21 protein-coding genes are annotated in these 21,830 nt (G+C 66.5%); 6 read left to right on the top strand and 15 right to left on the bottom strand.

Annotated features, from left to right (window positions below):
* The first annotated feature begins 16 nt into the window (after window positions 1–16).
* From norR to mvaU, 3 genes are all read left to right on the top strand, one after another.
* Window positions 17–1,570 (top strand): nitric oxide reductase transcriptional regulator NorR, encoded by a 1,554-nt coding sequence (gene norR, locus LE197_RS06915; protein WP_226033970.1) that lies wholly within the window; start codon window positions 17–19, stop codon window positions 1,568–1,570.
* A gap of 100 nt (window positions 1,571–1,670) precedes the next feature.
* Window positions 1,671–2,027 carry a 6-carboxytetrahydropterin synthase QueD gene (gene queD / locus LE197_RS06910; protein WP_003090505.1) on the top strand — a complete coding sequence of 119 codons (357 nt, stop codon included), beginning with the start codon at window positions 1,671–1,673 and terminating at the stop codon, window positions 2,025–2,027.
* Between the two features lie 307 nt (window positions 2,028–2,334).
* Window positions 2,335–2,688: a histone-like nucleoid-structuring protein MvaU gene (gene mvaU / locus LE197_RS06905; RefSeq protein ID WP_196752254.1), complete on the top strand. Its 354-nt coding sequence runs from the start codon at window positions 2,335–2,337 to the stop codon at window positions 2,686–2,688.
* Between the two features lie 75 nt (window positions 2,689–2,763).
* On the opposite strand, the gene LE197_RS06900 is transcribed toward mvaU, so the two are convergent.
* The 12 genes from LE197_RS06900 to LE197_RS06845 form a co-directional block, all read right to left on the bottom strand.
* On the bottom strand, window positions 2,764–3,060 hold the full coding sequence (locus LE197_RS06900; protein ID WP_003097713.1) for a VF_A0006 family four-cysteine protein: 297 nt from the start codon (window positions 3,058–3,060) through the stop codon (window positions 2,764–2,766).
* A gap of 263 nt (window positions 3,061–3,323) precedes the next feature.
* Window positions 3,324–3,908, bottom strand: coding sequence for a GspMb/PilO family protein (locus tag LE197_RS06895; protein WP_003160451.1), 585 nt, complete (start codon window positions 3,906–3,908; stop codon window positions 3,324–3,326).
* The gene (locus LE197_RS06890) at window positions 3,908–4,291 is read right to left on the bottom strand and encodes a hypothetical protein (RefSeq protein ID WP_003162130.1); all 384 of its coding nucleotides are present in this window, start codon (window positions 4,289–4,291) and stop codon (window positions 3,908–3,910) included. The genes LE197_RS06895 and LE197_RS06890 overlap by 1 nt, the downstream gene beginning before the upstream one ends.
* 643 nt (window positions 4,292–4,934) lie before the next feature.
* Window positions 4,935–6,014: a general secretion pathway protein GspK gene (locus LE197_RS06885; protein WP_003160453.1), complete on the bottom strand. Its 1,080-nt coding sequence runs from the start codon at window positions 6,012–6,014 to the stop codon at window positions 4,935–4,937.
* Window positions 6,004–6,594, bottom strand: coding sequence for a type II secretion system protein J (locus LE197_RS06880; RefSeq protein ID WP_003097720.1), 591 nt, complete (start codon window positions 6,592–6,594; stop codon window positions 6,004–6,006). Before LE197_RS06880 ends, LE197_RS06885 begins: the two co-directional genes overlap by 11 nt.
* Window positions 6,591–7,016, bottom strand: a complete 426-nt coding sequence (locus tag LE197_RS06875; protein ID WP_003097721.1) for a type II secretion system protein J — start codon at window positions 7,014–7,016, stop codon at window positions 6,591–6,593. The genes LE197_RS06880 and LE197_RS06875 overlap by 4 nt, the downstream gene beginning before the upstream one ends.
* Entirely contained in the window at window positions 7,016–7,426 is a 411-nt protein-coding gene (locus LE197_RS06870) for a prepilin-type N-terminal cleavage/methylation domain-containing protein (protein ID WP_003097723.1), read from the bottom strand. Before LE197_RS06870 ends, LE197_RS06875 begins: the two co-directional genes overlap by 1 nt.
* Complete coding sequence (gspG, locus tag LE197_RS06865) at window positions 7,395–7,829, bottom strand: type II secretion system major pseudopilin GspG (RefSeq protein WP_003110089.1); 435 nt, start codon at window positions 7,827–7,829, stop codon at window positions 7,395–7,397. Before gspG ends, LE197_RS06870 begins: the two co-directional genes overlap by 32 nt.
* A 53-nt stretch (window positions 7,830–7,882) precedes the next feature.
* Complete coding sequence (locus LE197_RS06860; protein ID WP_023132666.1) at window positions 7,883–9,070, bottom strand: type II secretion system F family protein; 1,188 nt, start codon at window positions 9,068–9,070, stop codon at window positions 7,883–7,885.
* A 4-nt stretch (window positions 9,071–9,074) separates the two neighbouring features.
* Window positions 9,075–10,802 carry a GspE/PulE family protein gene (locus LE197_RS06855; RefSeq protein ID WP_023132665.1) on the bottom strand — a complete coding sequence of 576 codons (1,728 nt, stop codon included), beginning with the start codon at window positions 10,800–10,802 and terminating at the stop codon, window positions 9,075–9,077.
* Window positions 10,792–11,595: an ABC transporter permease gene (locus LE197_RS06850; protein WP_003097732.1), complete on the bottom strand. Its 804-nt coding sequence runs from the start codon at window positions 11,593–11,595 to the stop codon at window positions 10,792–10,794. Before LE197_RS06850 ends, LE197_RS06855 begins: the two co-directional genes overlap by 11 nt.
* A gap of 588 nt (window positions 11,596–12,183) precedes the next feature.
* Window positions 12,184–12,936 (bottom strand): class I SAM-dependent methyltransferase, encoded by a 753-nt coding sequence (locus LE197_RS06845; protein WP_023132664.1) that lies wholly within the window; start codon window positions 12,934–12,936, stop codon window positions 12,184–12,186.
* 225 nt (window positions 12,937–13,161) lie between these two features.
* On the opposite strand from LE197_RS06845, the gene LE197_RS06840 reads away from it, so the two are divergent.
* The 3 genes from LE197_RS06840 (at window position 13,162) to LE197_RS06830 (ending at window position 16,512) form a co-directional block, all read left to right on the top strand.
* A complete protein-coding gene (locus LE197_RS06840) occupies window positions 13,162–14,136 on the top strand; it encodes a quinone oxidoreductase family protein (RefSeq protein WP_023132663.1) in 975 nt (324 codons plus the stop codon).
* A gap of 22 nt (window positions 14,137–14,158) precedes the next feature.
* On the top strand, window positions 14,159–15,088 hold the full coding sequence (locus LE197_RS06835; RefSeq protein WP_003116706.1) for a LysR family transcriptional regulator: 930 nt from the start codon (window positions 14,159–14,161) through the stop codon (window positions 15,086–15,088).
* 182 nt (window positions 15,089–15,270) lie between these two features.
* Complete coding sequence (locus LE197_RS06830; protein ID WP_003113399.1) at window positions 15,271–16,512, top strand: dienelactone hydrolase family protein; 1,242 nt, start codon at window positions 15,271–15,273, stop codon at window positions 16,510–16,512.
* Window positions 16,513–16,519: 7 nt separating this feature from the next.
* Here LE197_RS06830 and LE197_RS06825 read toward each other — a convergent pair whose 3' ends face one another.
* The 3 genes from LE197_RS06825 to tse5 all read right to left on the bottom strand — a co-directional run bounded on the left by LE197_RS06825 (window position 16,520) and on the right by tse5 (window position 21,786).
* On the bottom strand, window positions 16,520–17,482 hold the full coding sequence (locus LE197_RS06825) for a threo-3-hydroxy-L-aspartate ammonia-lyase (RefSeq protein WP_003090528.1): 963 nt from the start codon (window positions 17,480–17,482) through the stop codon (window positions 16,520–16,522).
* A gap of 162 nt (window positions 17,483–17,644) precedes the next feature.
* The gene (locus LE197_RS06820; protein ID WP_003090543.1) at window positions 17,645–17,836 is read right to left on the bottom strand and encodes a hypothetical protein; all 192 of its coding nucleotides are present in this window, start codon (window positions 17,834–17,836) and stop codon (window positions 17,645–17,647) included.
* Entirely contained in the window at window positions 17,833–21,786 is a 3,954-nt protein-coding gene (gene tse5 / locus LE197_RS06815) for a type VI secretion system effector Tse5 (RefSeq protein ID WP_047689237.1), read from the bottom strand. Before tse5 ends, LE197_RS06820 begins: the two co-directional genes overlap by 4 nt.
* Between the last annotated feature and the right edge of the window lie 44 nt (window positions 21,787–21,830).

Below are 21,830 nucleotides of genomic sequence, written 5' to 3'. Positions count from 1 at the left end.
CTGCAAAGAGGTCGAAATGACCACCAATCCCTTGCTTGCCACCCTGATCCCGCTGGTTGCCGACCTGTCCCGCGACCTGCCGGAAGACGAACGCTACCGCCGCCTGCTCCAGGCCCTGCGCGACCTGCTGCCCTGCGACGCCACCGCGCTGCTGCGCCTGGACGGCGAATACCTGATCCCGCTGGCGGTGGACGGCCTCAGCCCGGACACCCTCGGCCGGCGCTTCCGGGTCGGCGAACATCCGCGCCTCGAGGCCCTCCTGGAGCGCCGCGGGCCGACCCGCTTCCCCGCCGACTGCGGCCTGCCCGATCCCTACGACGGTCTGGTGGAAGGCCTCCACGGCCACCTGGAAATCCATGATTGCCTGGGCTGTCCGCTGTACCTCGACGACCAGCCCTGGGGCTTGCTGACCCTGGATACCCTCGATCCGTCGCGCTTCGCCAGCGCCGACCTGGATACCCTGGAGGCCTTCGCCAGCCTCGCCGCCGCCACGGTCAAGGCCAGCGAGCGGATGCGCGACCTGACCCGCCGCGCCGAGGACGAGCACCAGCGCGCCGAGGCCTATCTCGAAGCCGCTGGCGAGCGGCCACGGGAAATGATCGGCCAGAGCGCCGCGCACAAGGCGCTGCTGGAAGAAATCCGCCTGGTCGCCAACAGCGACCTGAGCGTACTGATCACCGGCGAGACCGGGGTCGGCAAGGAACTGGTGGCGCAATCCATCCACCGGCATTCCATGCGCAGCGGCAAGCCGATGATCAGTCTCAACTGCGCCGCGCTGCCCGAGACCCTGGTGGAAAGCGAATTGTTCGGCCATGTGCGCGGCGCCTTCTCCGGCGCGGTCAACGAACGGCGCGGCAAGTTCGAACTGGCCGACGGCGGCAGCCTGTTCCTCGACGAGGTCGGCGAGTTGCCGCTGGCGGTGCAGGCCAAGCTGCTCCGCGTGCTGCAGAGCGGGCAGTTGCAGCGGGTCGGCTCCGATCGCGAGCACCGCGTCGACGTACGCCTGATCGCAGCCACCAACCGCGACCTGGCCGAGGAAGTGCGTGCCGGGCGCTTCCGCGCCGATCTCTACCATCGCCTCAGCGTCTATCCCTTGCGCGTGCCGCCGCTGCGCGAGCGCGGCCGCGATATCCTCCTGCTGGCCGGCTACTTCCTCGAGGAAAACCGACCGCGCCTGGGACTGCGCAGCCTGCGCCTGGACCACGAGGCCCAGGCCGCGCTCCTCGACTATCGCTGGCCGGGCAACGTGCGCGAACTCGAGCACCTGGTCGGCCGCGCCTCGCTCAAGGCCCTCGGCCACAATCCGGAGCGGTCGCGGATCGTCACCCTGCATCGGCAGGATCTCGACCTGCCCGCGGACCCCCCCGCGCCACCTCGCAGCGTGGTCGAGCCCGCGCCCGCCGCGCCAACGACCGGTCACTCGTTGCGCGCGGCCACCGACGCCTACCAACGCCGCCTGATCCAGGACTGCCTGGCCCGCCACCAGGGAAGCTGGGCCTCGGCTGCACGCGAGCTGGGCCTGGATCGCGCCAACCTGGCGCGCCTGGCGCGCCGCCTGCAACTCAGGTAAACGACCGCCCGGTCGGAGCAGACCGGGTCCGGCGCGCAAACCTGCTACCATGGCGCCCCCATTCCGGTTGTCCGATAACCCCGATCCAGAGCGCACTACAGTGGAACTCTTCAAAGAATTCACCTTCGAATCCGCCCATCGCCTGCCCCACGTCCCCGAAGGCCACAAATGCGGGCGCCTGCACGGCCACTCGTTCCGTGTCGCCATCCACATCGAAGGTGAGGTCGATCCGCATACCGGCTGGATCCGCGACTTCGCGGAAATCAAGGCGATCTTCAAGCCGATCTACGAGCAACTCGACCACAATTATCTGAACGATATTCCAGGCCTGGAAAACCCCACCAGCGAAAACCTCTGCCGCTGGATCTGGCAACAACTCAAGCCGCTGTTGCCGGAACTCTCCAAGGTCCGCGTCCACGAAACTTGCACCAGCGGTTGCGAATATCGGGGCGATTGATTCGCCCGACTCTCCCCTGGCGCTTCGCCATCTGCTCTAAAACGGGCTTCCACACAACGGGCCCGTTCTGCCGTCTCTCTCCCATGGGTTGTACGAAGCATTATCCCCACGGACATAAAGGTTTCATATTCTTCCGGGAAACATCCGGCAAGCTGTCCCTACAGTCCGTTAGTCAATAAAACCGTGCAACTATATTGTTCTTCCAGTAGATAAAGACTTATCCTTTGCCGCGGACACGGAAAGTCCGTAAAGCCACTATAAATGCACCAAAACCCAGCACCATATTTTTAGAACGGGAGTGAAACGAATGTCCAAACTTGCCGAGTTCCGCGAGGCAGAGCGCAAACTTCAGGAGCAACTGGCCCTGCTGGAAAAGCTGAAAAGCGACAGCAGCCTGAAGCAGGAACTGGAATTCAAGGACAAGTTGCAGGCGTTGATGGACAAGTACGGCATGACCCTGCACAACATCATCGCCATCATCGACCCCAAGGCTCCGGTCACCGTCAGCGCCGCTCCGCAGCGCCGTGCCCGCGCCCTGAAGGTCTACAAGAACCCGAACAACGGTGAAGTCGTCGAAACCAAGGGCGGCAACCACAAGGTTCTGAAAGCCTGGAAAGAACAGTACGGTTCCGAAACCGTCGAATCCTGGCTGCAACGCTAAGCCGGTTTTCCCGACGGCATCCTGCCGATGCCGTCGGAAACCCCACTGGCTACTTTCGCTCCCCTCCTCGCCAGATCAATTCTGCGACTTCGATTCGCAAGCGCTCCTGATCTTCTGCGCCGCCAGGTTGTTCTCCACCCCCGGCAGGTTCTCCAGCAGACACTCGTAATAAGCCTTTTCCCGCGACAGCAGGAAGGAGCCGTCGTTATACAACTTGTCGCAGGCCTGGGTGATGAAGTGAACCGCCACCCCGCTCTTCGCCGTGCGTTGGTAGTCGAGTATGCATTGGTCGTAGTCCTTGTCGTCGGCGAGAGCGGAAAGCGGGAATAACAGCAGCAGGGGCAGCAGGAACTTCATGGCAATGGTATCCATGGGAAAGTTGTGCTCCAGCATGGACGAGCCGGCTCGGAGTGCCAAGCCGACCATGAAGTAAAATTTTGCACTTGTTTACAGGGCGGACCAGACTGGCCGTTCTTCGCTGCGCGAATGCGACAATGGCGGGCCGGAGAGCCGAATCGCAGGCGTCCCGAGCGGATTCGGTTTCCCGGCCGCCTGGCGGCAACTCGCTCCATCGAAGGGCACCGCCCTCCGCCGAACTCTTCCGGCAAACGGGTGCTGCCCGATCCGCATCCGCTTCAATAGGCCGCTACGAACAGGAACGACAATTGTAGATTGAGCATGGGCGACAACATATTGTTCAGTTCCAGAAACTCCACCGATACTTGCCGCTGCTCCGCTTCTATATCCTGCAACAACCGACTGAACGAGGCTGGCTGCAACTGCCCGCGAACCTGGGCCTCGATACGCGCGATCGTCCCTTGCTTCTCGAAGCCGCGAGGAAGCAGTACGCTCACTTCCGCGTCAGGGACGCCCGCCAGGCGAACCCGCTCGGTCAGCCAGGCCTGCACATCGGCCCTCGCCTGCGACGCATTCGGCGCCTGCCAGAAGCGCTCTCGCTGAAGGTTCAGGACCTGCTCCGCCTGCATCGCCCGCTCCGGCCAGGCGATCTGCCGGGAAACGTCCTGGAGCTTGAGCCATTCCCCGGCCAGACGACGATATTCCTCCCCTCGTTCCTCCCTCCAATCCATGCTGAGCATGACCAGATGCACAACCAGCAGCAGGCACAGGCTCCAGATGGCCATGCGCAAGAGTGGTTTTTCCTGCCATTGTCGTTGCAGGTTCCGCCCCTGGAACTGCAGTGATCGCTGGAAGTCCGACATCAGGCACCCTCCCCCGGCGTACGCAGGACCAGGCTCAGCGATAGCCCCTCGCTCTGCGAAGGTTCCACCCTGACATCTTCGAAACTCCCCGACTCCATGAAACGCCTCACATAGAGACGCGGGTCGACACTGTCGGTGCCAATCCGCAACTCCAGCTCGGAGCCTCGATAGCGCCAGGCGAGCAACCGACTGTCCTTCGGCAACAGTTCCGCTACCTGTCCCAGCAGCGCCACCTGCGAGCGATGCTGCAAAGCGCGCCCCAGCTCCGTGGCCATCCGATTGGTCTGCAAGGCCTGGTTGCGTGCGCTGAGGATCGGCGAGACCTGGCCGCTCAGCTGGTCGTACTGCGTTCGCAGCGCACGCTCGGCCCACCACCAGGACAAACCTTCCCCCAGATTGAATCCGCATCCCAGCAACAGGGTGGCTATGAGCCCATGCGGCAACCAACGCTCCCATCGCAGCAGCGTTGCTTCCGCCGCCGGAACGGCCCAGGGACGGCCCAGTGACTCTCCAGGCTCGGCAACCAGGCTCTCCGGGATGCGTATTCCCGCCAGCCCCCGGAGCAACCGAACCCATTGTTCTGGCTGGGGTGGGCTGGGAAAGAAATGGCTCAGGACAAGGCAGCCATCTCTCCAGACCTGGAGATCCAGCCCGGAGCGAACCCGAAGCAGCCGAACCGTCTCGCCTTCCGCGATCGACCGAGGGGGAGCCTGCAGCAGGGATTCGGGGATACAGCGATAACGCCGAGGTTGGTCGACGCAGTCTTCGGCAACGGCCTCCCGGACCTCATCCCAGAACCAGACCAGAGCATGGCCACCCCGCCAGGCTACGTAATGGCCCGCGCGGCGAAAAGGCGCCAGGGCGGCAAGCTTCAACGCCAGTGCCTGATACCGGTCAGAGCGCGGCACATGATTGAGATCGAGACAGCGATAGACACACCACGCCCGATCCACGATCCACTGCGCTGGGGCGCGCCGCGCCAACCCTGTACCTCTACGTACCCACTCAAGCTGCGCCCGGCCATCCTTACCACGGCCTTGCCACAAGCGGGGCGGCAAGAACCCCGGGGGCGATATCGGGATGCAACGGAGGATTCGAGTAGCGATCATTTATCTTCACGGACCTCTTCGAGAGAAGCTGCCAGGGTGGCAGCAGGCGGTGCTCTGAGTTGAAGCGGACCTCGTATTCCGTCCCCTGCTCGGCTCCTGGCGGGTAGAGCCGAATCGACAGGACCGGACTGGCCAGGCGCGCCCATCCATCCTCGGGAACCAGCCTCGCATGACCCCCGAGGACGTCATGCAGGTCCGACATCCGGGTGAACGGACGCTGCCAGCGGGCTTGCAGCAGTCGGCCGACAGCGTCCTCCGGTAGTCCCCAGGCAAGAGACAGGATTCGGGCATCCGCGGTGTTGATGTTCAGCGCCGCCTCGTCCGCCGCGACCAGATCGCGCCAACCGGCGTCGAGCAAATGCGCTTCCCAGGGGCGCCAGGCCTCCAGCCGGAAGACTTCCATCACCGAGCGCAACGGACGGCGCCGGGCCTGGCCCGGAGAGGACCTGTCGCTGGCTTGCGCGGCACTACCCAGTCGTGGAGCGGCGCCGGGATAGAGATAGCTGAACCATTGGGCGACCATGACCTGCACCTGCTCGGCGGGAACCCCCAACCCCGCCAGCAGCCTGGACAGTACCCGCGGATCGATGCCGGAAAGACTGAGGCGCGCAGAGCGATCGAGCAGCGCAACGCACCAGCCATTGGCCATGCAGAACTCCCGGCCATCCAGAGGCAGCTCCCCGCCAATGGGCAGGATCGAAGTGTCCATGTCCACCTTGCTCGGCGCGGCGCCAGCATTTCCCGGTACGCTCAGGCCCGCGACGGTATAGCGCTGGGTAGCCACCAGCCATTGGACCCGCGCCAGCAAGGCATGCTCCTCCAGCTCACGAAGCAGCGCCTTGCGCCGGTTTTCCGTGGCATCCAGCGAGCGCCCGACCCAGAGTACAGCGGCACTGGCCAGCAGGGTCATGATGGCCAGGAACCAGACCACTCCGACCAGAACGAAGCCAGACGAGCGGGCAGACGCCGCATGTCGGCGTGCGCCATCAGAAATCATGTTCGGCGGGCCTCGCTCTGGGCAGTGCGACCGCGACAAGGACAAACAGACGCTCCTCGGGAGCCGCCAGTGCCATCGCCTCGGGAAGGGTATCGGCCAGTTGCGCGCTCGGCGGCCAGTCCCGGTGCCACTGGCCGTGACCGTCCAGATAGCGGAAGCGAGCTTCGCCGCGCAGATGCAGGAGGGGCCAGCGACTGTCCTCCAGCCTTCGCACATAGATCAACTCGGTCCGGTCCTCTCCTGCCCGCCGCTCAAGCCGGAAGGCCAAGGGCGTCGGGATGCCCGCACGGCGATCCAGGGCCGCGGCAGACATGGCCTCGAAACTGAGTTCGTCCCCTCGCAGACGCCAGCGGACCTCGCCAGCCTCGGGAGCGACCAGGTTCTCCACCGCATCACGGAACCAATCGAAGGTCAGCGCCCGGACCTGTCCGCGCCCCAGGCTCTGGTGCAAGGACTGGTTGGCCTTGCTGGCATAGCTCAACCCTTGCATGAGCAACGTGCCGATGAAGGAAACGACCAGCAGCACCACGATCATCTCGAGCAGGGTGAATGCACCCTGTTTTCGTCGCGAGCGGATCATGGTCCATCACCCAGTCGCGCTGGGATGACCACGTATCCGGGAAGCTCCAGTTGCAGCGTCTGCGGCGTTCCATCGCCGGCCCGGATGCTGGCGACGACCCTGAACAAGGTCACGTCGTAGATGCCCGGACTGCCGCTATGGCGGCCCACCGCCGCTTTCGACGCGGACAGCGGCGAACTTCGCCACTCCAGCCGGTAATGCCCCAGCCGGACCCTGCCTGCGGGTTCGAGCGCAGGGTTCATGCGCTCCAGATAGGCCATCGCCACCCAAGCCGTCTCGATGCGCAGCTCGGCCGCCTCGACCCGCTGCATGCTCCGAAAGGCACTGTTGAGCCAGGCGAAAAGCGCACCGCCGACCACTGCCAGGAGCGTCAGCGCAACCACCGCCTCCAGGAGCGTGAAGCCTTCCTGCCGCGCCGGCATCAGCGGATCGTCCCGGGCGCGCAGAGGGGGGGCTGAAGCAGCAGCGTATGTGTCGCGCGCCCATGATGGACCTGCAACTTTCCGCCCAGGCAAACTCCGTTTGCCATGTAACGTATCGGCGGCCGAGCAGTAACCGTCCAGCCATCGGGCAGTCGCAGCAACTGCTCGGGAACCGCCCCGCTCTCACCAATGAGCAGCTCCCGCCCATCGCTGCGCACGCGATAGCCCAAGGTCTGCAATTGATTGAACAGATCGTCCAGCGCGGTCCTGCGCGCCCAGGTCTCCTGCATCCTCACCAGGCCGGGCAACGCCACCGCAGCAATGGCCCCGACGATCACCAGCACCACCAGCAGTTCGAGCAAGGTGAACGCGGCCTGGTCAACGTTTGGGCGCGTAACCGACATCGGCATCCAGGCCTTTCCCACCGGGCTGCCCATCCGCGCCCTGACTGTAGAGAGTGAAGGGTTGTTCGGCACTCGGCCTGTCGCTGTACAGGTAAGGCCGGTTCCAGGGGTCCAGCGGTACGCCGCCCTCGAGGTAGGGCCCGTGCCAGAAGGCCCCGAGACGTTCATCGGAAGGCGGCGTGTTGAGTAGCGCCAGGCCTTCTTCTTCGGTCGGCAGCCGGCCGATGTCCAGGCGCATGGTGAGCAACGCGCCCTTGAGCATCTTCACCTGGGTATCCGCCGTCTGCGCCTTCGCCTTGTCGGCCTGATTGAACAGTCGCGGCCCGACGAGCCCCATCAGCATGCCGATAATCACCAACACCACAATCATCTCGAGCAGGGTGAAGCCCTGTTGTGCAGCTCTGTTCATACGGTTTCCACTTCACGTCTCATCCAACCAGCCGCGGCATCGATACCCGGCATTCAAAGCACCATGTCGTTGGCGCTGGTAATCGCCAGTACCACGCCGGTAATGATCAGGCCGAACACAGAGCCGATCAGCAGGATCGCCAAAGGCTCGATCAGTACCAGGGCCTTTTTCATTCGCGCCTGCCCGGCCTCTCCATAGAGCGTCGCCAGGCTCTGCAGCATCTCCGCGAGCTGCCCGGAGGCCTCTCCAACCCGCACCAGGCTCGAACCGATGGACGTGACCGCCTGGCGCTCCTCCAACGCTGCCGACAAGGCGATGCCGGCCCGCACATCCTGGGTGACTCGCTCCAGGGTCCGGCGCTGCCGGGCAATGCGGACGCCAGCGGCGGAAAGCGCCAGGGCCTCCACCAGCGGCACACGATTTCCCAGCAGGGTTCCAAGCACCTTCGACCATTGCGCTATTTCCGCCTGCATCAACCATTCCCCGACTACGGGCAGGCGCACCAACTGGTCGAGCGCATGGGCGCGGAGCGCCGGATTGCGCAGCGCCACGGCAATGCCGCCAGCAAGCAGCAGGACGGCGAACGCCAGCAAGCCGGAACTCTCGTTGCTCCATACCCCGATGCTCAGCACTGCCCAGGCAAGCCACGGGAGCTGGGCGGTCTCGTTCAGGAGATTGGCGAATTTCGGAACGACGAAGACGAACAGGGTCGCCACGGCGAGCACCCCGCTGAGCACCAGAATCGCAGGGTAGATCAGCGCCCCTTGCAACTCGGCGCGGGTTCGCCGTTCGTATTCCATCTGCGTGGCACAGTCCCTCAGGGCTCCTGCGAGGTTTCCGGTCATCTCGCCGGCCGCCACCAGTTGATATACATAGCGCGGCAGGTCGAGGCCGGCGCTCTCCAGCACCACGGGAAAGGATTGCCCCTGGCGCAGACCATTGGCCATCTCCTGCAGGGCGGAAATCAACTTCGGGTGGCGCGCGCCTCGCTCCTGGGCCTCCACCGCGTCGGCCATGCTCACTCCCGCCGCGAGCATGGTGGCCAGCTCATGGATGGCCATGTTCAATTCCTCGGCCTTGAGCCGACGTCGCGAGCCCAGGTTGCGGCGTTTCACCTCCAGGCTGAGCGGGGTGAGCCCCTGGCGCTGCAACTGCCGCAGCGCATCCTGGCGCGTTGGGAGGCAGAGTTCGCCACGAACGCGCCTGCCCTTGCGATCGACGGCTTGGTAGATGAAATTCATGGGCTTAGCCGCTGGTCACGCGATGCACCTCGTCAAGACTGGTCATACCCAACCAGGCCTTGATCAAGCCATCTTCACGCAGATTGCGCTGTCCCTGGCTGGCGGCAAGCCGATGCATCTGTTCGAGGGAAGCTCTCTGCACGATCAGGTCGCGCATCTCGGAAGACAGATCGACGAGTTCGTAGATGCCCACACGGCCGCTGTAGCCGGTACCTTCGCAGCGGCCGCAGCCTCGCGCCACGCGCCATTGCGCTGCCTGCCCCGGGAACAGCCGCGCGGTGGCCGCCTCGGTCGCTGCCAGATCGGCCGCAGCAAGGGTTGGCTCGCAAGGTTCCGCGCAGTGGGCGCACAACCTGCGCACCAGTCGCTGGGCCTGGACACCGCGCACCGGCGAAGCCACCAGGAAGGGTTCCACGCCCATGTCGATCAAGCGCGTGAAGGCGCTCACCGCATCGTTGGTATGCAGGGTCGAAAGCACCAGGTGACCGGTGAGCGAGGACTGTACGGCGATCTCCGCCGTCTCCAGGTCGCGTATCTCCCCGATCATGATCACATCGGGATCCTGCCGCAGGATCGAGCGCAAGGCGGCAGCGAAGGTCAGGCCGATGTCGGCATGGACCTGGACCTGGGTGATATTGGGCACCTGGTATTCCACGGGATCTTCCACGCTGATGAGCTTGCGCACGCCATCATTGATTTCCTCCAGCGCGCCATAGAGCGTGGTGGACTTGCCCGATCCGGTGGGGCCGGTCACCAGGATGATGCCGTGGGGTTCCGCTACCCATGCACGCATCCTCCGCAAGTGGTCCGGGAGCATCCCGAGCCGGTCCAGGCGCAACCCCTCGCGCTCCTTCGGCAACAGGCGCATGACCACCGATTCGCCATGCACCCCTGGCAAGGTGGAGACCCGCACGTCGAGCTCCGTACCGCTGACCCGGATGCTCATGCGTCCATCCTGCGGCAACCGTCGCTCCGCGATGTCGATGGCGGAGATCAGCTTGATCCGCGAGACAACCGCCGCGAATCGCTCGCGGGGAAGGCTCAGTTGGTCGTGCAGGACGCCGTCGACGCGGAAGCGGATACGGAAGTCGAACTCCCGGGGTTCGATGTGAATATCCGAAGAGCGCTTTTCCATGGCCTGGCTCATCACGTTGTTGACGAGTTCGACTACCGGCGCCTCCTCCGCCAACTCCCGCAGGTAGCGGATGTCTTCGCTGCCGTAGGCGTGCCGATCCGCACCTTGCCGGGCCAGGTCCAGGGAGTGCTCCAACCAGCCGTCCAGATCCTGGGAGCGGCACAGCACTGCTTGAATCGAGCGCTCCGGATAGAAATAGCCCAGGGTTTCGCGTATCGAAGGAGATAACGGATCACGCGCCGCGAACAGCAGTTGCTCGCCCTCCTCCCAGACCACCAGTTGCTCTTCGACGAACCAGTCGGTATTGATCGGGGTACTGAGCAGGAATGCGGCGATGGACTCTTCGCTCGGCTTCCGCAGGTCGTCCCCCAGCAGCGGCAACCGCAGTTGCTCCGCCAGCACCTGCATGAGGGTATTTTCCGAGATGGCTCCGGAACGCACGAGAATGCCTCCCAGACGGCCGCCAAGCCGGCGTTGCAGGTCGAGCGCCCGCTCGAGTTCCTGGCCGCTCACCAACCCGCGTTCGAGCAAACGCTGCCCCAGCGGTATCCACTCGGCCGTCATCTGCGGGCCCGGGGAAACGGCCTCAGAGGACATCTGCAAAACCTTCCTGAACCCGACGGAACCAGAGGAAGCCCGATGAACAGACCAGCAGAGACGCAACGCAATAAACGCTGAAGACCCCAAGGGTCGGATAGGGAGCATCGAAAAGGATCGCCCTGACCATTTCCACCGGGATCGTCAGCGGATTGAGGTACAGGTAGGGCTGCATTACCGGTGGCAAGGAAGACAGCGGATAGAACACCGGGCTGATGAATAGCAGAAGCACCAGGAGAAACTGGACGAACTGCCCTATGTCGCGAACATAGACCCCGAGCCCCGCGAGGAACCACGCCAGCCCCGTCACGCAGAGCAGGAAGGGGAGCAGGGCAAGCGGTAGCAGAACCAGTTGCCAGCCCGGCTCGACGCCGCTGAAGAGAAGAAAGATACAGAGCACCAGGTAGCCGAGCATGGCGTTGAAGAAAGCGGCCAGCAGCGGTGTGAGGGGAAGTATCTCCAGGGGAAAAACCAGCTTCTTCACGTAGTTGGCGTTGGCCTGGATGATAGTCGGGGCCCTGGACAGGCTTTCAGCGAGGATCCCGTTCAGCAGGAGTCCGGAAAACAGGGTCAAGGCGAAGGAGAGCGTGCTCTGGCTTCCGCCCCAGCGCGACTTCAGCACGAAGCCGAAGACAAACGTATAGATCAGCAAGAGCAGGAACGGCGAGACGATGATCCAGATGCGGCCCAACATGGCGTCGCGATAACGCAGTTCGACCTCGCGCCGGGTCATGACCAGCAGGAGCCTGATGCGACTGGCGAGACTGGCCGGTACCAAGAGGGAACCACTCACAGAAAACTCTCCACGGCGAAGAAGAACAGAACCCGCTAACCATGAAGGATCGAAACGAGCGGGGCCATCAGCCCCCACTACTTCTGGCGTAAGGTTTTTCTGATTCAAGAAGAGTCTTCAGAAGGCCGGAGCAAGCCGGCACTCTCGCCAACTCGATCTCCCATCGGCTCCGTACCTGCTGGAAAGCACGTGGGTAACCCCGACAATGGCAACGGCTCTCAAGGTGAGGGGCCGGACTGCGCGGAGTGCACCCTCGATTCAGCAGCCAGCGGCAGTGAAACCGGGACGAAAGCAAGACTCATCCTGCAATCGGGGCGATTTCTTCATAGCGCTGGAAAACCTGGCTCAGTGAAACGAAAGCACGCACTGAGCGGCCCGTACGCCAGGGACTGGCAACCTGCACGCCGATCCGGCCTGGGGCGGCATGGCGAGTTCGACGAATACGACTCGGCGCACCACCTGCCCCCTGCCCGCGCTCAAGCGACGCCGCGGCTGCCAGGGGGTTGCAGCGACCTGCGTAGACGGCAGGCGGACGCGATCGGCGCTCTCCCCGCCGTCATGGTTGAGTTTCGGATTGCGTCCGATGGCTCAGCGGATCACCCCGGCGCGCACCGTCAGCGGCCAACTGACCCGATAGCGCGTCTGCGGGTCGCCCCAGGCTTCGCGCAGCTCATCGACGAACGCGGCGCCCGGATCCTGGCCAAGGGCCTTGCCGGCCTCCTTCACCGCCGACCAGGTACCGACATAGCCCAGCAGTTCGTCCAGGGTCCAGGCCACCTCGATGGCCAGGTCCGGCAGGCGGCGCTCCTCGAAGGGGAACGGCAGATTGCGGTAGCCCTCCTCCACGTGGCGCCGCTCGGCAGGCCAGTAGGGGCCGACGACCTGGTGGTAGAAGTGCTGGACCAGCGGTTCCATGGGTCCGTCGACATGCAATACGCCATAGGTAACCAGAGCCAGGATGGCGTCCGCGCGGGCCACACGCCGGACTTCCTCGTAGAAGCGCGGCAGGTCCAGCCAGTGGGCGGCCTGGGCGACCGTCACCAGGTCGGCGCTGGCCGCCGCCAGTCCGCTGTCCTCGGCCAGGGCCACGCGATACTCGACCCGCCCGCGAGCCTGCGCCTTGTCGATCTGCGCGGCGCTGGCGTCGGTACCGACCACCCGTTCGAAACGCTCGGCCAACAGCACCGTGAGCTGTCCGGTGCCGCAGCCGCAGTCCAGGGCCAGGCGGGTGCCGGGGCAGAGCGCGGCCAGCTCGTCGACCAACTGCGCCGGGTAGGTCGGACGATGTGCGGCGTAGTTCGCCGAACCCGTGGAGAAATGATCCTTGAAAGGTGCCGTCATGGGACTCTCCCGAAATGATCCCGGCGACCACAGGGACCATGGCCGTCCAGGCTGCCGCCTTACACTAGGCGAATCCTGTCGATACGGAAACACGACTTTCGGTCACCTTGGAGCACCGTCTCACTACTGCATGCGGTGCAGCAATCAACTGCAAAGAACCTACCTGGTCATCCCCGGATGCTTCATTAGACTGCCGGAACGACGAACGCAGCCAAGGAGACCGCCATGCCCAGTCGCATCACCCTCAACGCAAACGGAGGCCCCGAGGTCCTGCGCCTGGAGCAAGTCCAGGCGCAGCAACCGGGCCCCGGCGAGGTCTGGCTGGAGCAGGCCGCCATCGGCGTCAATCCGCTGGACCTCGGCCAGCGCTCGGGAGCGGTACCGATTCCGCTGCCGTCCGGCCTCGGCCTGGAAGGCGCCGGAGTGGTCGCCGCGCTGGGTCCGGGAGTCTCCGGACTGGCGCCGGGCGACCGCGTCGCCTATGCCACCGGCCCGCTGGGCGCCTATGCCAGCGCCCGGCTCTACCCCGCCGAGCGCTTGCTGAAGCTGCCCGACACACTCGCTTTCGAGGACGCGGCGGCGCTGCTGTTCAAGGGCATCACCGCGCACTACCTGCTGCACGCCACCTACCCCGTCGGGCCCGGCACACGCATCCTGCTGTACGGCGCGGCGGGCGCCGTCGGCCAGTTGATGGCGGCCTGGACCCGGCACCTGGGCGCCTGGGTGATCGGCGTGGTGTCGAAGGCGGAAAGCGTCGAGCGGGCCAGGGCTGCCGGCTGCGACGAGGTGCTGGTGTTCGACGCGGCCAGTCTCGCCGCCCAGGTCGCCGAGCTGACCGCCGGGCGCAAGGTCGATGTGGTCTACGACCCCATCGGTCGCGCTACCTTCGAGGCATCCCTGAACAGCTTGCGTCCGCGCGGCCTGCTGGTGTCCTTCGGCGCTACCTCCGGCGTGCCGCCAGCCGTCGAAGTCGCCACCCTCAACGCCAAGGGTTCGCTGTTCCTCACCCGTCCCTCGCTCGCCGCCCACACCGCCAACCCGGAGGAATACCGGCTACGCGCGCAGGCTGTGCTGCGCGCCCATGCAGACGGTGTCATCCAGCCCCGGGTCTGGCGGCGCTACCCGCTGGCCGAGGCGGCCGTGGCGCATACCGATCTGCTGGAGGGACGCTCGCAAGGCGCGCTGGTACTCTTGCCCTGACCCACCCGCAAGAGGCGCATGCATGCAACCGTTCGACAGCCGGCAGGCCGATGAAGTCGCCACGCTCCTGGCCCTGGCCGAGCACGGTTCGTTCGCCGCCGCCGGCCGCGCCCTGCAACGCCATCCCTCGGTGCTCTCGAAGCGGCTCGGCGCACTGGAGCGTCGCCTCGGCATCCGCCTGGTCGAACGCACCACCCGGCAACTGCGCTTCACCGATGAAGGCGAGCGCCTGGCGAGCCGCTTCCGCCAGGCCGTCGACCTGCTCGACGAGGCCGAGCACGAAGCCAGCCTGGGCGCCGCGCAACTGCGCGGACGCCTGCGCATCGCCCTGCCGTCGGCGATGGGCCGGCTCTGGCTCGGTCCGCTGCTGGCGGAGTTCGCCCTGGCGCATCCGCAGGTGGTGCTGGAAACCGACTATTCGGAGCGCTTCGTCGACATCATCGCGGAAGGCTTCGACCTCGCGATCCGGGTCGGCGAACTGGCCGACAGCCGCCTGGTGGCCAGGCGGCTGTGCGCCCATCGGCGCATCCTCGGCGCCGCTCCCGACTACCTGAAGCGGCATGGGGTACCGCGTATCCCGGCCGACCTGGCGGCACATAATTGCCTCGGCTTCAGCGGACTGCACTCGTACCCGGAGTGGAAGCTGACCCGCCAGGACGAACAGCAGCCCGTGCGGGTACGCGGCTCGATGGTTAGCAACGACAACGAGGCCCTGCTCTGCGCCGCACGCCAGGGCCTGGGCATCTTCGCCGCCGGCGAGTGGCTGATGAGCCGCGACCTCGAAGCCGGCAGGCTGGTACGGGTGCTGCCGGAGTGGCAACTGGACGCCGACGCCGGCGTCTACCTGGTGCGCCCCTCGGCGCGCTACGCCACGGCGGCGGCCAGCGCGTTCCGCCAATGGGTGGAAGCGCGGTTCGCCGCTGGCCCGCCCTGGCAGCGCCAGCGGGCCTGAGCGGTATCCGCGAGCGGCTCGCCGAGGATCGCGCCGCCTCCCGCCCCTCGCTCCCGGACAATCCGGATACCCTCCCGCCAGCATGCGGATAGCCAATGACCCGCCGGCCGGTTCCTACTAGGCTGGTTCGCTTCGCTTTCCCGTTTTCCCACTCCAACAACAACCCGATGAGGAATCCAGGCATGGGACAGTACGTCAGCATCGCCGCGTCCGACGGCAGCGGCCGGTTCGACGCGTATCTCGCGCTCCCCGCCAGCGGCAAGGGGCCGGGCGTGGTGATCGGTCAGGAAATCTTCGGCGTCAACGCGAACATGCGCGCGGTGGCCGACCTGTACGCCGAAGAGGGCTACGTGGCCCTGGTCCCCGACCTGTTCTGGCGGCTGCAGCCGGGGGTCGACCTGGGCTACGACGAAGCGGCCTTCGCCAAGGCCATCGAGCTGTTCCAGCGCATCGACCTGGACGCCGCGGTGGACGACATCGCCGCCTGTATCGAGCACCTGCGCCAACGCGAGGAGGTGGTCCACGCCGGGATCGGCTTCGTCGGCTTCTGCATGGGCGGCAAGCTGGCCTACCTCGCCGCGACGCGCACCGACGTCTCCTGCTCGGTGGGCTACTACGGCATGGGCATCGAGGCGCTGCTCGACGAGGCGAAACAGATCAAGGGCCGGCTGGTGCTGCATTTCGCCGAACAGGACGCCTACTGCCCGCAGCAGGCCCGCGACGCGATCCTGCCCTGCCTGCGCAACCTGCCCAAGACCGAGTTGTACCTCTACCCCGGCGTCGATCACGCCTTCGCCCGCGTCGGCGGCATGCACTTCGACAAACCGGCCTACCTGATGGCTCACGAACGCAGCATCGCCGCCCTGAAGCGGGAGATCGGGCCGAACTTCGACCTCTCCGCGCTGTGGGACGAGCATGTGCGCCACGAGTTCGATACCCGCGACGTCGCCGCGACCATGGCGACCATGGTCGCCGAGCCCTACGTCAACCATGTCCCGACCCTCACCGGCGGCGTCGGCCAGCGCGAACTGAGCCGCTTCTACCGCCATCACTTCATCCACGGCAACCCGCCGGACATGACCCTCACGCCGATTTCGCGGACGGTGGGGGCGCTGCAGGTGGTCGACGAGTTCGTCATGCGCTTCACCCACAGCTGCGAGATCGACTGGCTGCTGCCCGGCGTCCCACCCACCGGGCGCTTCGTGGAAATCCCCATGCTCGGCGTGGTGCGCTTTCGCGGCGACCGCCTTTACCACGAGCACATCTATTGGGACCAGGCCGGCGTGCTGGTGCAGATCGGCCTGCTCGACCCGCAGGGCCTGCCGGTCGCGGGGGTGGAAAGCGCGCGCAAGCTGCTCGACGAAAGCCTGCCGTCGAACCGCCTGATGGCGCGCTGGGCAGCCAGCGAAGGACTCGGCCTCTAGCGGCCGGCTAGCCGCCGAGCAAGGCGCAGAAACGCGCCAGGTCGACGTTACCGCCGCTGAGCAGGATCCCGACCCGCTTGCCGCGCAATTCGTCCTTGCGCTGGCGGGCGGCGGCCAGGCCGAGGCAACCGGTGGGCTCGACCAGCAGCTTCATCCGCGCGGCGAGGAAGCGCATGCCATCCACCAGTTCGGCGTCGCTGGCGGTGAGGATGTCATCGACGTTGCGCTGGATCAGCGGGAAGGTGAGATTGCCCAAATGCTGGGTCTGGGCGCCATCGGCGAGGGTCTGCGGCGTATCGATATGCACGATGGCGCCGCTGCGCAGCGAACGCTGGCCATCGTTGCCGGCCTCCGGCTCCACCCCGTAGATCCGGCAGGCCGGCGCCAGCGCGCGGATCGCCAGGGCGCAGCCGGAGAGCAAGCCGCCGCCGCCGAGGGGCGCGAAGAAGGCGTCCAGCGGACCGACTTCTTCGAACAGTTCCTTGGCCGCGGTGCCCTGCCCGGCCAGCACGTCGGGGTGATCGTAGGGCGGGATCAGGGTCAGGCCATGGCGCTGCGCCAGGTCGCGGCCGATCTGCTCGCGATCTTCCGTATAGCGGTCATAGAGCACTACCTGCCCGCCGTAGCCACGGGTCGCCTCGATCTTCACCGCCGGCGCGTCGGCCGGCATCACGATGGTCGCCGGGATCCCCAGCAAGCGCGCCGAGAGGGCGATGGCCTGGGCGTGGTTGCCGGAGGAGAACGCCACCACCCCGGCGGCACGCTGCTCAGCGGAAAACCGCGACAGCGCGTTGAAGGCGCCGCGGAACTTGAACGCTCCCATGCGCTGCAGGTTTTCACATTTGAAGAAGACTTCCGCGCCGAGTTCTTCGTCGAGGGTACGCGAGGACATCACCGGCGTGCGGTTGGCATGCCCGGCGATCCGCGCGGCGGCGGCGATCACATCGTCGTAGGTAGGCAGGTCGTGCATGGTCGGCTCCTCGGACCTTGGCAAAGAAGACAGGCAGTTCGCCAGGTTACCAGGCGAACGCCGCCAGCAGCGCCTGCGCGACAGCATCGGCGGCGGAAGACTGGCGGAGCCATTGACGAAGAGGCCCTGCATGGGTCGATGCTCCGCGATGCCGGGTCGGCCTCACTCGTCCAGGTAGCCGTCCCTGATGCCCTTCGAGCGGCGGTAGAGGTAGAGCCCGAGGCGCAGCACGACGAGCACGCCGAAGAACACCCCGACGGTCACCCAGGTGTTGCCGAAGAACCATTCCAGGCAGACGTAGAGCAACGCCAGCGGTATGCAGACGAGGGTCATCAGCAGGTAATGCTTGATCATTGCGGCGGGCACTCCTCTTCTTCGTCCTTCAGTGGGCATTTGACGATCTGCTTGCCCGTCTGCCAGGCGGCCTGGGTGGCCACGGCCTTCTTGATGGTATCGGCATGGGCGGCCTTGCGCGCGGCCAGCTTGGCCGCGCGGTTGGCGGTGTTGGCCGCCTGTCCGGAAAGGGTCCTGATCGCCTTGGCGGACTGCACCACGGTCTTGCCGGTGCTGAGCATGCCCGGCGCCACGGTGCCGATGGCCGCCGAGGCGCCGACGTGTTTCCAGTTGATGTCGATGCACTTCCACTTGATATCGGTGAGGTCGCGATCGCTGTCCCAGTTGTCCTTCATCTGCCCCAGCACCTGCTTGCCGGTCTGCATCCCCAGCTCGATGCCGGCGCCCAGCGCCGCTCCGATCGCGGCGCGGGCGGCGAAGGCGCCGATCACCACCAGCGGGATGATCAGGCCGGTGGGATCGTAGGCCAGCGTGGGCGCGTTCAGCGCGTAGGCATAGGGGTTGGGGCCACCGCCCAGGCCGAGCGGGTCCTGGCTGGCATAGCGCCCGGCTTCCGGCAGGTAGTAACGGTAGCGGTTGTAGTAGAAGCCGCTTTCCTCATCGTGGTACTGCCCCTGGAAGCGGATCGGCTGCGCACCCGGCTGTCGTTCCGGCGCTACCGCCCGCCAGTCGTCCGGAACGCCCTGCCAACGCAGTTGGCCACGTTCGTCGCTCAGCTGCAGGGGGGTACCGAGGTGATCGGTGTGGAAGAAAGCGATCCGCGCCTCGCCCAGCGCCGGCACGCATTGCGCCGGCAGCGGCTGGCCTTCGGCGGCGAACGCCTGGCGCAGTTGCAGCAGCTCCGGGGGATCGGGCTCGCAGGCCTGCTCCAGGCGCAGCAACGGGACGAAACCGCCCGGTTCGTGAACGGTGGTGCGCAGTTCCCGCGCAAAGGCTTCGGCGCATTGGCGATCGCCGTCCCAGCCGAAGCGCACCTGCTGCTCGACACCGTCGCGCAGCACCACCTTGGCGATCCGTCGCGACAGCGCGTCGTAGCGGTAGCGCGCCTCCAGCCGCGTGCCGTCGGCGTAATCGCGCGTCAGATGGACCAGGCGCTGCGCGCCGTCGTAGGCCAGGCGCAGGCGCTCGCCGTCGGCGCCGATACGCTCGACCAGGTTGCCCAGCGCATCGAAGCGATAGCGGTTGCCGGCGATCCTCTCCACGCGGTTGCCGGCCCAGCGCGCCGGGCCTTCGCCGGCCTGGCTCGCGCGCGTCTCGGAGCGACTGAAACCGGAGCGGTACAGTTCGTTCTCGGCGAATGCCTGGCGAGCGTCCTCGCGCGCGTACTCGCCGACGCCCTCCAGGCGGTTGCCGGCGGCATCGTAGCGGTAGGTGCTGGCCGCCGCGCCAGCGCGCCGGCTGGCCAGCAGGCGACCGCCGAGGTCGTATTCGTAGCGCACCGACGGATACTGGTTGTCGTCGATGCCGACCAGTTGTCCAAGTCCGTCGTAGCGATAGCCGCGCTGCCAGTCGAAACCGCCGGCCAGACGCAGGCGGCTGCGCTGCAGGCGTCCCAGCGGCGCGTGCTGGCGCTCCTGGGTGAACAACGCGTCATCCTGCCCGTCGCGGCGGGCGTCGCGACGCACCTCACGGTGCAGGGCATCGCGCTCGAAGGCCAGCTCGACCGCACCGACCAGCGCGCCGTGCAGATGACCCGGGCCATAGGTCAGCCAGGCGACCGGCGGCGCGTCGCCGTAGCGGCTGGTCTGGCGCACGCCTAGCGCGTCGTGGCTGTGCTCGACGCTGTAGACCCAACCGTCGGCATGTACCTGGCTTTCCAGGCGCAGGTTACCGACCTCGTCGTACGTGTAGCGCACCTCGCAATCCGCCCCGCCGGCGCTGGCCAGGCGGCCGTCGGCCAACCAGCGGTAACGCTCGACCAGGGCCGGTGCGTGCTCGGTGGCGGGAACCCGGATGCTCGCCAGGCGGCCGTCGCGGTCGTAGGTATAGGTGGTCTCGCGACCGTCGGCATCCTCGCGGGCGATCAGTTCGTCAGCGGCGTTGTAGCGATAGCGTTGGCGACGACCGTCGAAGCCGGTCTCTTCCACCAGACGGTCCAGCAGGTCGTAGCGGAACTGCGCCTGGACGCCGTTCTCGTTGGTCAGGGCAACCAGCCTGCCGGCTTCGTCGTGCAGGTAGGACAATTCGCCGCCGCCGGCGTCGGAAACCCGCGCCAGCAGATCGCCGTGCCCCCAGGAAAACAGCGTGGCGTGCCCCTCGGCATCGGCGATACGGGTCTGCCGCCCAAGGGCGTCGTATTCATAGCTCAGGGCGCTGCCGTCGGCCAATTCCAGGCCGATCAGTTGCCCCAGCGGGTCGTAGCGGCGCCGGGTCAGTTGTCCCAGCGGGTCGCTGCTGGCGACCAAACGTCCTTCGTTGTCGTAGTCGTAACGCCAGACCTGGCCGGAACAATCGGTCAACGCGGCCAACAGGCCGAAGCGGTTCCACTCCAGGCGCCGCTCGCCGCCGCGCGGGTCGACGATTCGCGTCGGCCGGTCGGGCAGGCGCGGGTCTTCGTAGGCGTAGCGGGTGCTGCCGGCCGGGCCGCGCACCGTCGTCGCATTGCCCCGTTCGTCGCGCTCGAAGGTCCAGCGGCGCTGCATCGCGTCCTCCAGCTCGACCAGCAGCCCGGTCTCTTCGTCGACGCGCTTGCGATAGCGCGCCTTGCCCGGCGACTCCTCCTCGAGCATCCGCCCCTGGCCATCGCGCCGGCGCCGCGTCTCCCGTCCCAGCGGATCGCGCATGGCGACCAGGCGGCCGAACAGGTCGTAGTCGAACTCGCTACGGCTGCCGTCGGCCCTGACCAGCGCGGTCCAGCGCCGCTGCCCGCCCTCGCCGGCGAACTCGTAGCGTTCGACGCGGCCGAGGCTGTCGCTGACCTCGGTGGCATCGCGCAGGTAGCGGAAGGTACGGGTCAGGCCGCCCGCCTCGATCTGCTTCACGACCCGCCCGTGCGGAGCATGGACATCCCACTCGTAGCGAACCTCCAGCCCGCCCGGTTCGCCGTGGGCGACCAGCATGTGCTCGCGCCAGGCGAATACCCGGACCACCTGGCCAAGACGGTCGCGCACGGCGATCAGATCGCCGCTGTCGCTGAACTGGTAGCGCACCAGCCAGTCGAGCCCCGGGCTCTGCGGATCGATGTAGTCCGGAGGCGGTCCGTCGTGGCTGGCCAGGATCACGCCGAACAGACGCAGGCCGTCGTCGCCCTCGCTCGGCTCGCAGGCTTGCTGGTAGACCAGCGCATAGCTGCGCCCGGCGCTGTCGCGCACGCCGGTGAGCAGGCCACGTCCGCTCCAGCGGAACTCGGTGCGGTAGCCGGCGCGGCCGAAGCTGGCCTGCAGGCGCCAGATACCGTCGGGGCAACGCTGGAAATGCAGGTAGCTGTGGCCGGACAGCACCAGCACGGAGCCCTCCTGCGTCTGCAGTTCGGCCGGCACCGCCGCCCAGCGCCCGCGCCAGGCCTGCGCTTCGCCGCCGCTCGAACCGCCGCGGCGCAGCCACAGCTCCTCGCTGCCGGAATAATGCTGGGCACCGGGAGCCAGCGCAGGAAAGCCGATCCGGCGGCCCTGGGCGTCGACCAGCACGCAGGCGTCTTCGCTCAGTTCCAGGTGCATGCTCTCGCCCGGCAGCCACCAGCCCCGGCCGAGCCGGCCGATACGGGGGTTGCTCGACAGGTAGCCACGGGCGAAGGTGAAGGTGTCCGGCGCCGCCAGGGCGAAATCGACCTCTTCCGGCAGCAGCTTGCTGCCGAGCATCGGGTTGACCGGCTTGCCCACCAACGGCACGCAGGCGGACACCCGGTCGGCCAGGCCGACCGCGCTGCTGCCGACGTGCACGGTGGGCGAGCCGGTGGAGATAACCCCTCCCGAGACTTTCTCGCCGACATGGGAAACCGGTAGGCCGCTCATCTATCCATCCTTCCTTGGGAAAAGCCGCGACAGGACATCCGCCC

The organism is Pseudomonas sp. PS1(2021) (assembly GCF_020405165.1).
GTDB lineage: Bacteria > Pseudomonadota > Gammaproteobacteria > Pseudomonadales > Pseudomonadaceae > Pseudomonas > Pseudomonas aeruginosa.
Note: the sequence above shows the minus strand (reverse complement) of the source record. Positions and strands in the feature narration are given on the sequence as shown.

Bases quoted from the DNA above. Each gene is read 5' to 3' on its own strand.
- norR (WP_226033970.1), top strand. From the start codon at position 17: ATGACCACCAATCCCTTGCTTGCCACCCTGATCCCGCTGGTTGCCGAC.
- mvaU (WP_196752254.1), top strand. From the start codon at position 2,335: ATGTCCAAACTTGCCGAGTTCCGCGAGGCAGAGCGCAAACTTCAGGAG.
- LE197_RS06900 (WP_003097713.1), bottom strand. From the start codon at position 3,060: ATGGATACCATTGCCATGAAGTTCCTGCTGCCCCTGCTGCTGTTATTC.
- LE197_RS06895 (WP_003160451.1), bottom strand. From the start codon at position 3,908: ATGTCGGACTTCCAGCGATCACTGCAGTTCCAGGGGCGGAACCTGCAA.
- LE197_RS06885 (WP_003160453.1), bottom strand. From the start codon at position 6,014: ATGATTTCTGATGGCGCACGCCGACATGCGGCGTCTGCCCGCTCGTCT.
- LE197_RS06880 (WP_003097720.1), bottom strand. From the start codon at position 6,594: ATGATCCGCTCGCGACGAAAACAGGGTGCATTCACCCTGCTCGAGATG.
- LE197_RS06875 (WP_003097721.1), bottom strand. From the start codon at position 7,016: ATGCCGGCGCGGCAGGAAGGCTTCACGCTCCTGGAGGCGGTGGTTGCG.
- LE197_RS06870 (WP_003097723.1), bottom strand. From the start codon at position 7,426: ATGCCGATGTCGGTTACGCGCCCAAACGTTGACCAGGCCGCGTTCACC.
- gspG (WP_003110089.1), bottom strand. From the start codon at position 7,829: ATGAACAGAGCTGCACAACAGGGCTTCACCCTGCTCGAGATGATTGTG.
- LE197_RS06860 (WP_023132666.1), bottom strand. From the start codon at position 9,070: ATGAATTTCATCTACCAAGCCGTCGATCGCAAGGGCAGGCGCGTTCGT.
- LE197_RS06855 (WP_023132665.1), bottom strand. From the start codon at position 10,802: ATGTCCTCTGAGGCCGTTTCCCCGGGCCCGCAGATGACGGCCGAGTGG.
- LE197_RS06845 (WP_023132664.1), bottom strand. From the start codon at position 12,936: ATGACGGCACCTTTCAAGGATCATTTCTCCACGGGTTCGGCGAACTAC.
- LE197_RS06840 (WP_023132663.1), top strand. From the start codon at position 13,162: ATGCCCAGTCGCATCACCCTCAACGCAAACGGAGGCCCCGAGGTCCTG.
- LE197_RS06835 (WP_003116706.1), top strand. From the start codon at position 14,159: ATGCAACCGTTCGACAGCCGGCAGGCCGATGAAGTCGCCACGCTCCTG.
- LE197_RS06830 (WP_003113399.1), top strand. From the start codon at position 15,271: ATGGGACAGTACGTCAGCATCGCCGCGTCCGACGGCAGCGGCCGGTTC.
- LE197_RS06825 (WP_003090528.1), bottom strand. From the start codon at position 17,482: ATGCACGACCTGCCTACCTACGACGATGTGATCGCCGCCGCCGCGCGG.
- LE197_RS06820 (WP_003090543.1), bottom strand. From the start codon at position 17,836: ATGATCAAGCATTACCTGCTGATGACCCTCGTCTGCATACCGCTGGCG.
- tse5 (WP_047689237.1), bottom strand. From the start codon at position 21,786: ATGAGCGGCCTACCGGTTTCCCATGTCGGCGAGAAAGTCTCGGGAGGG.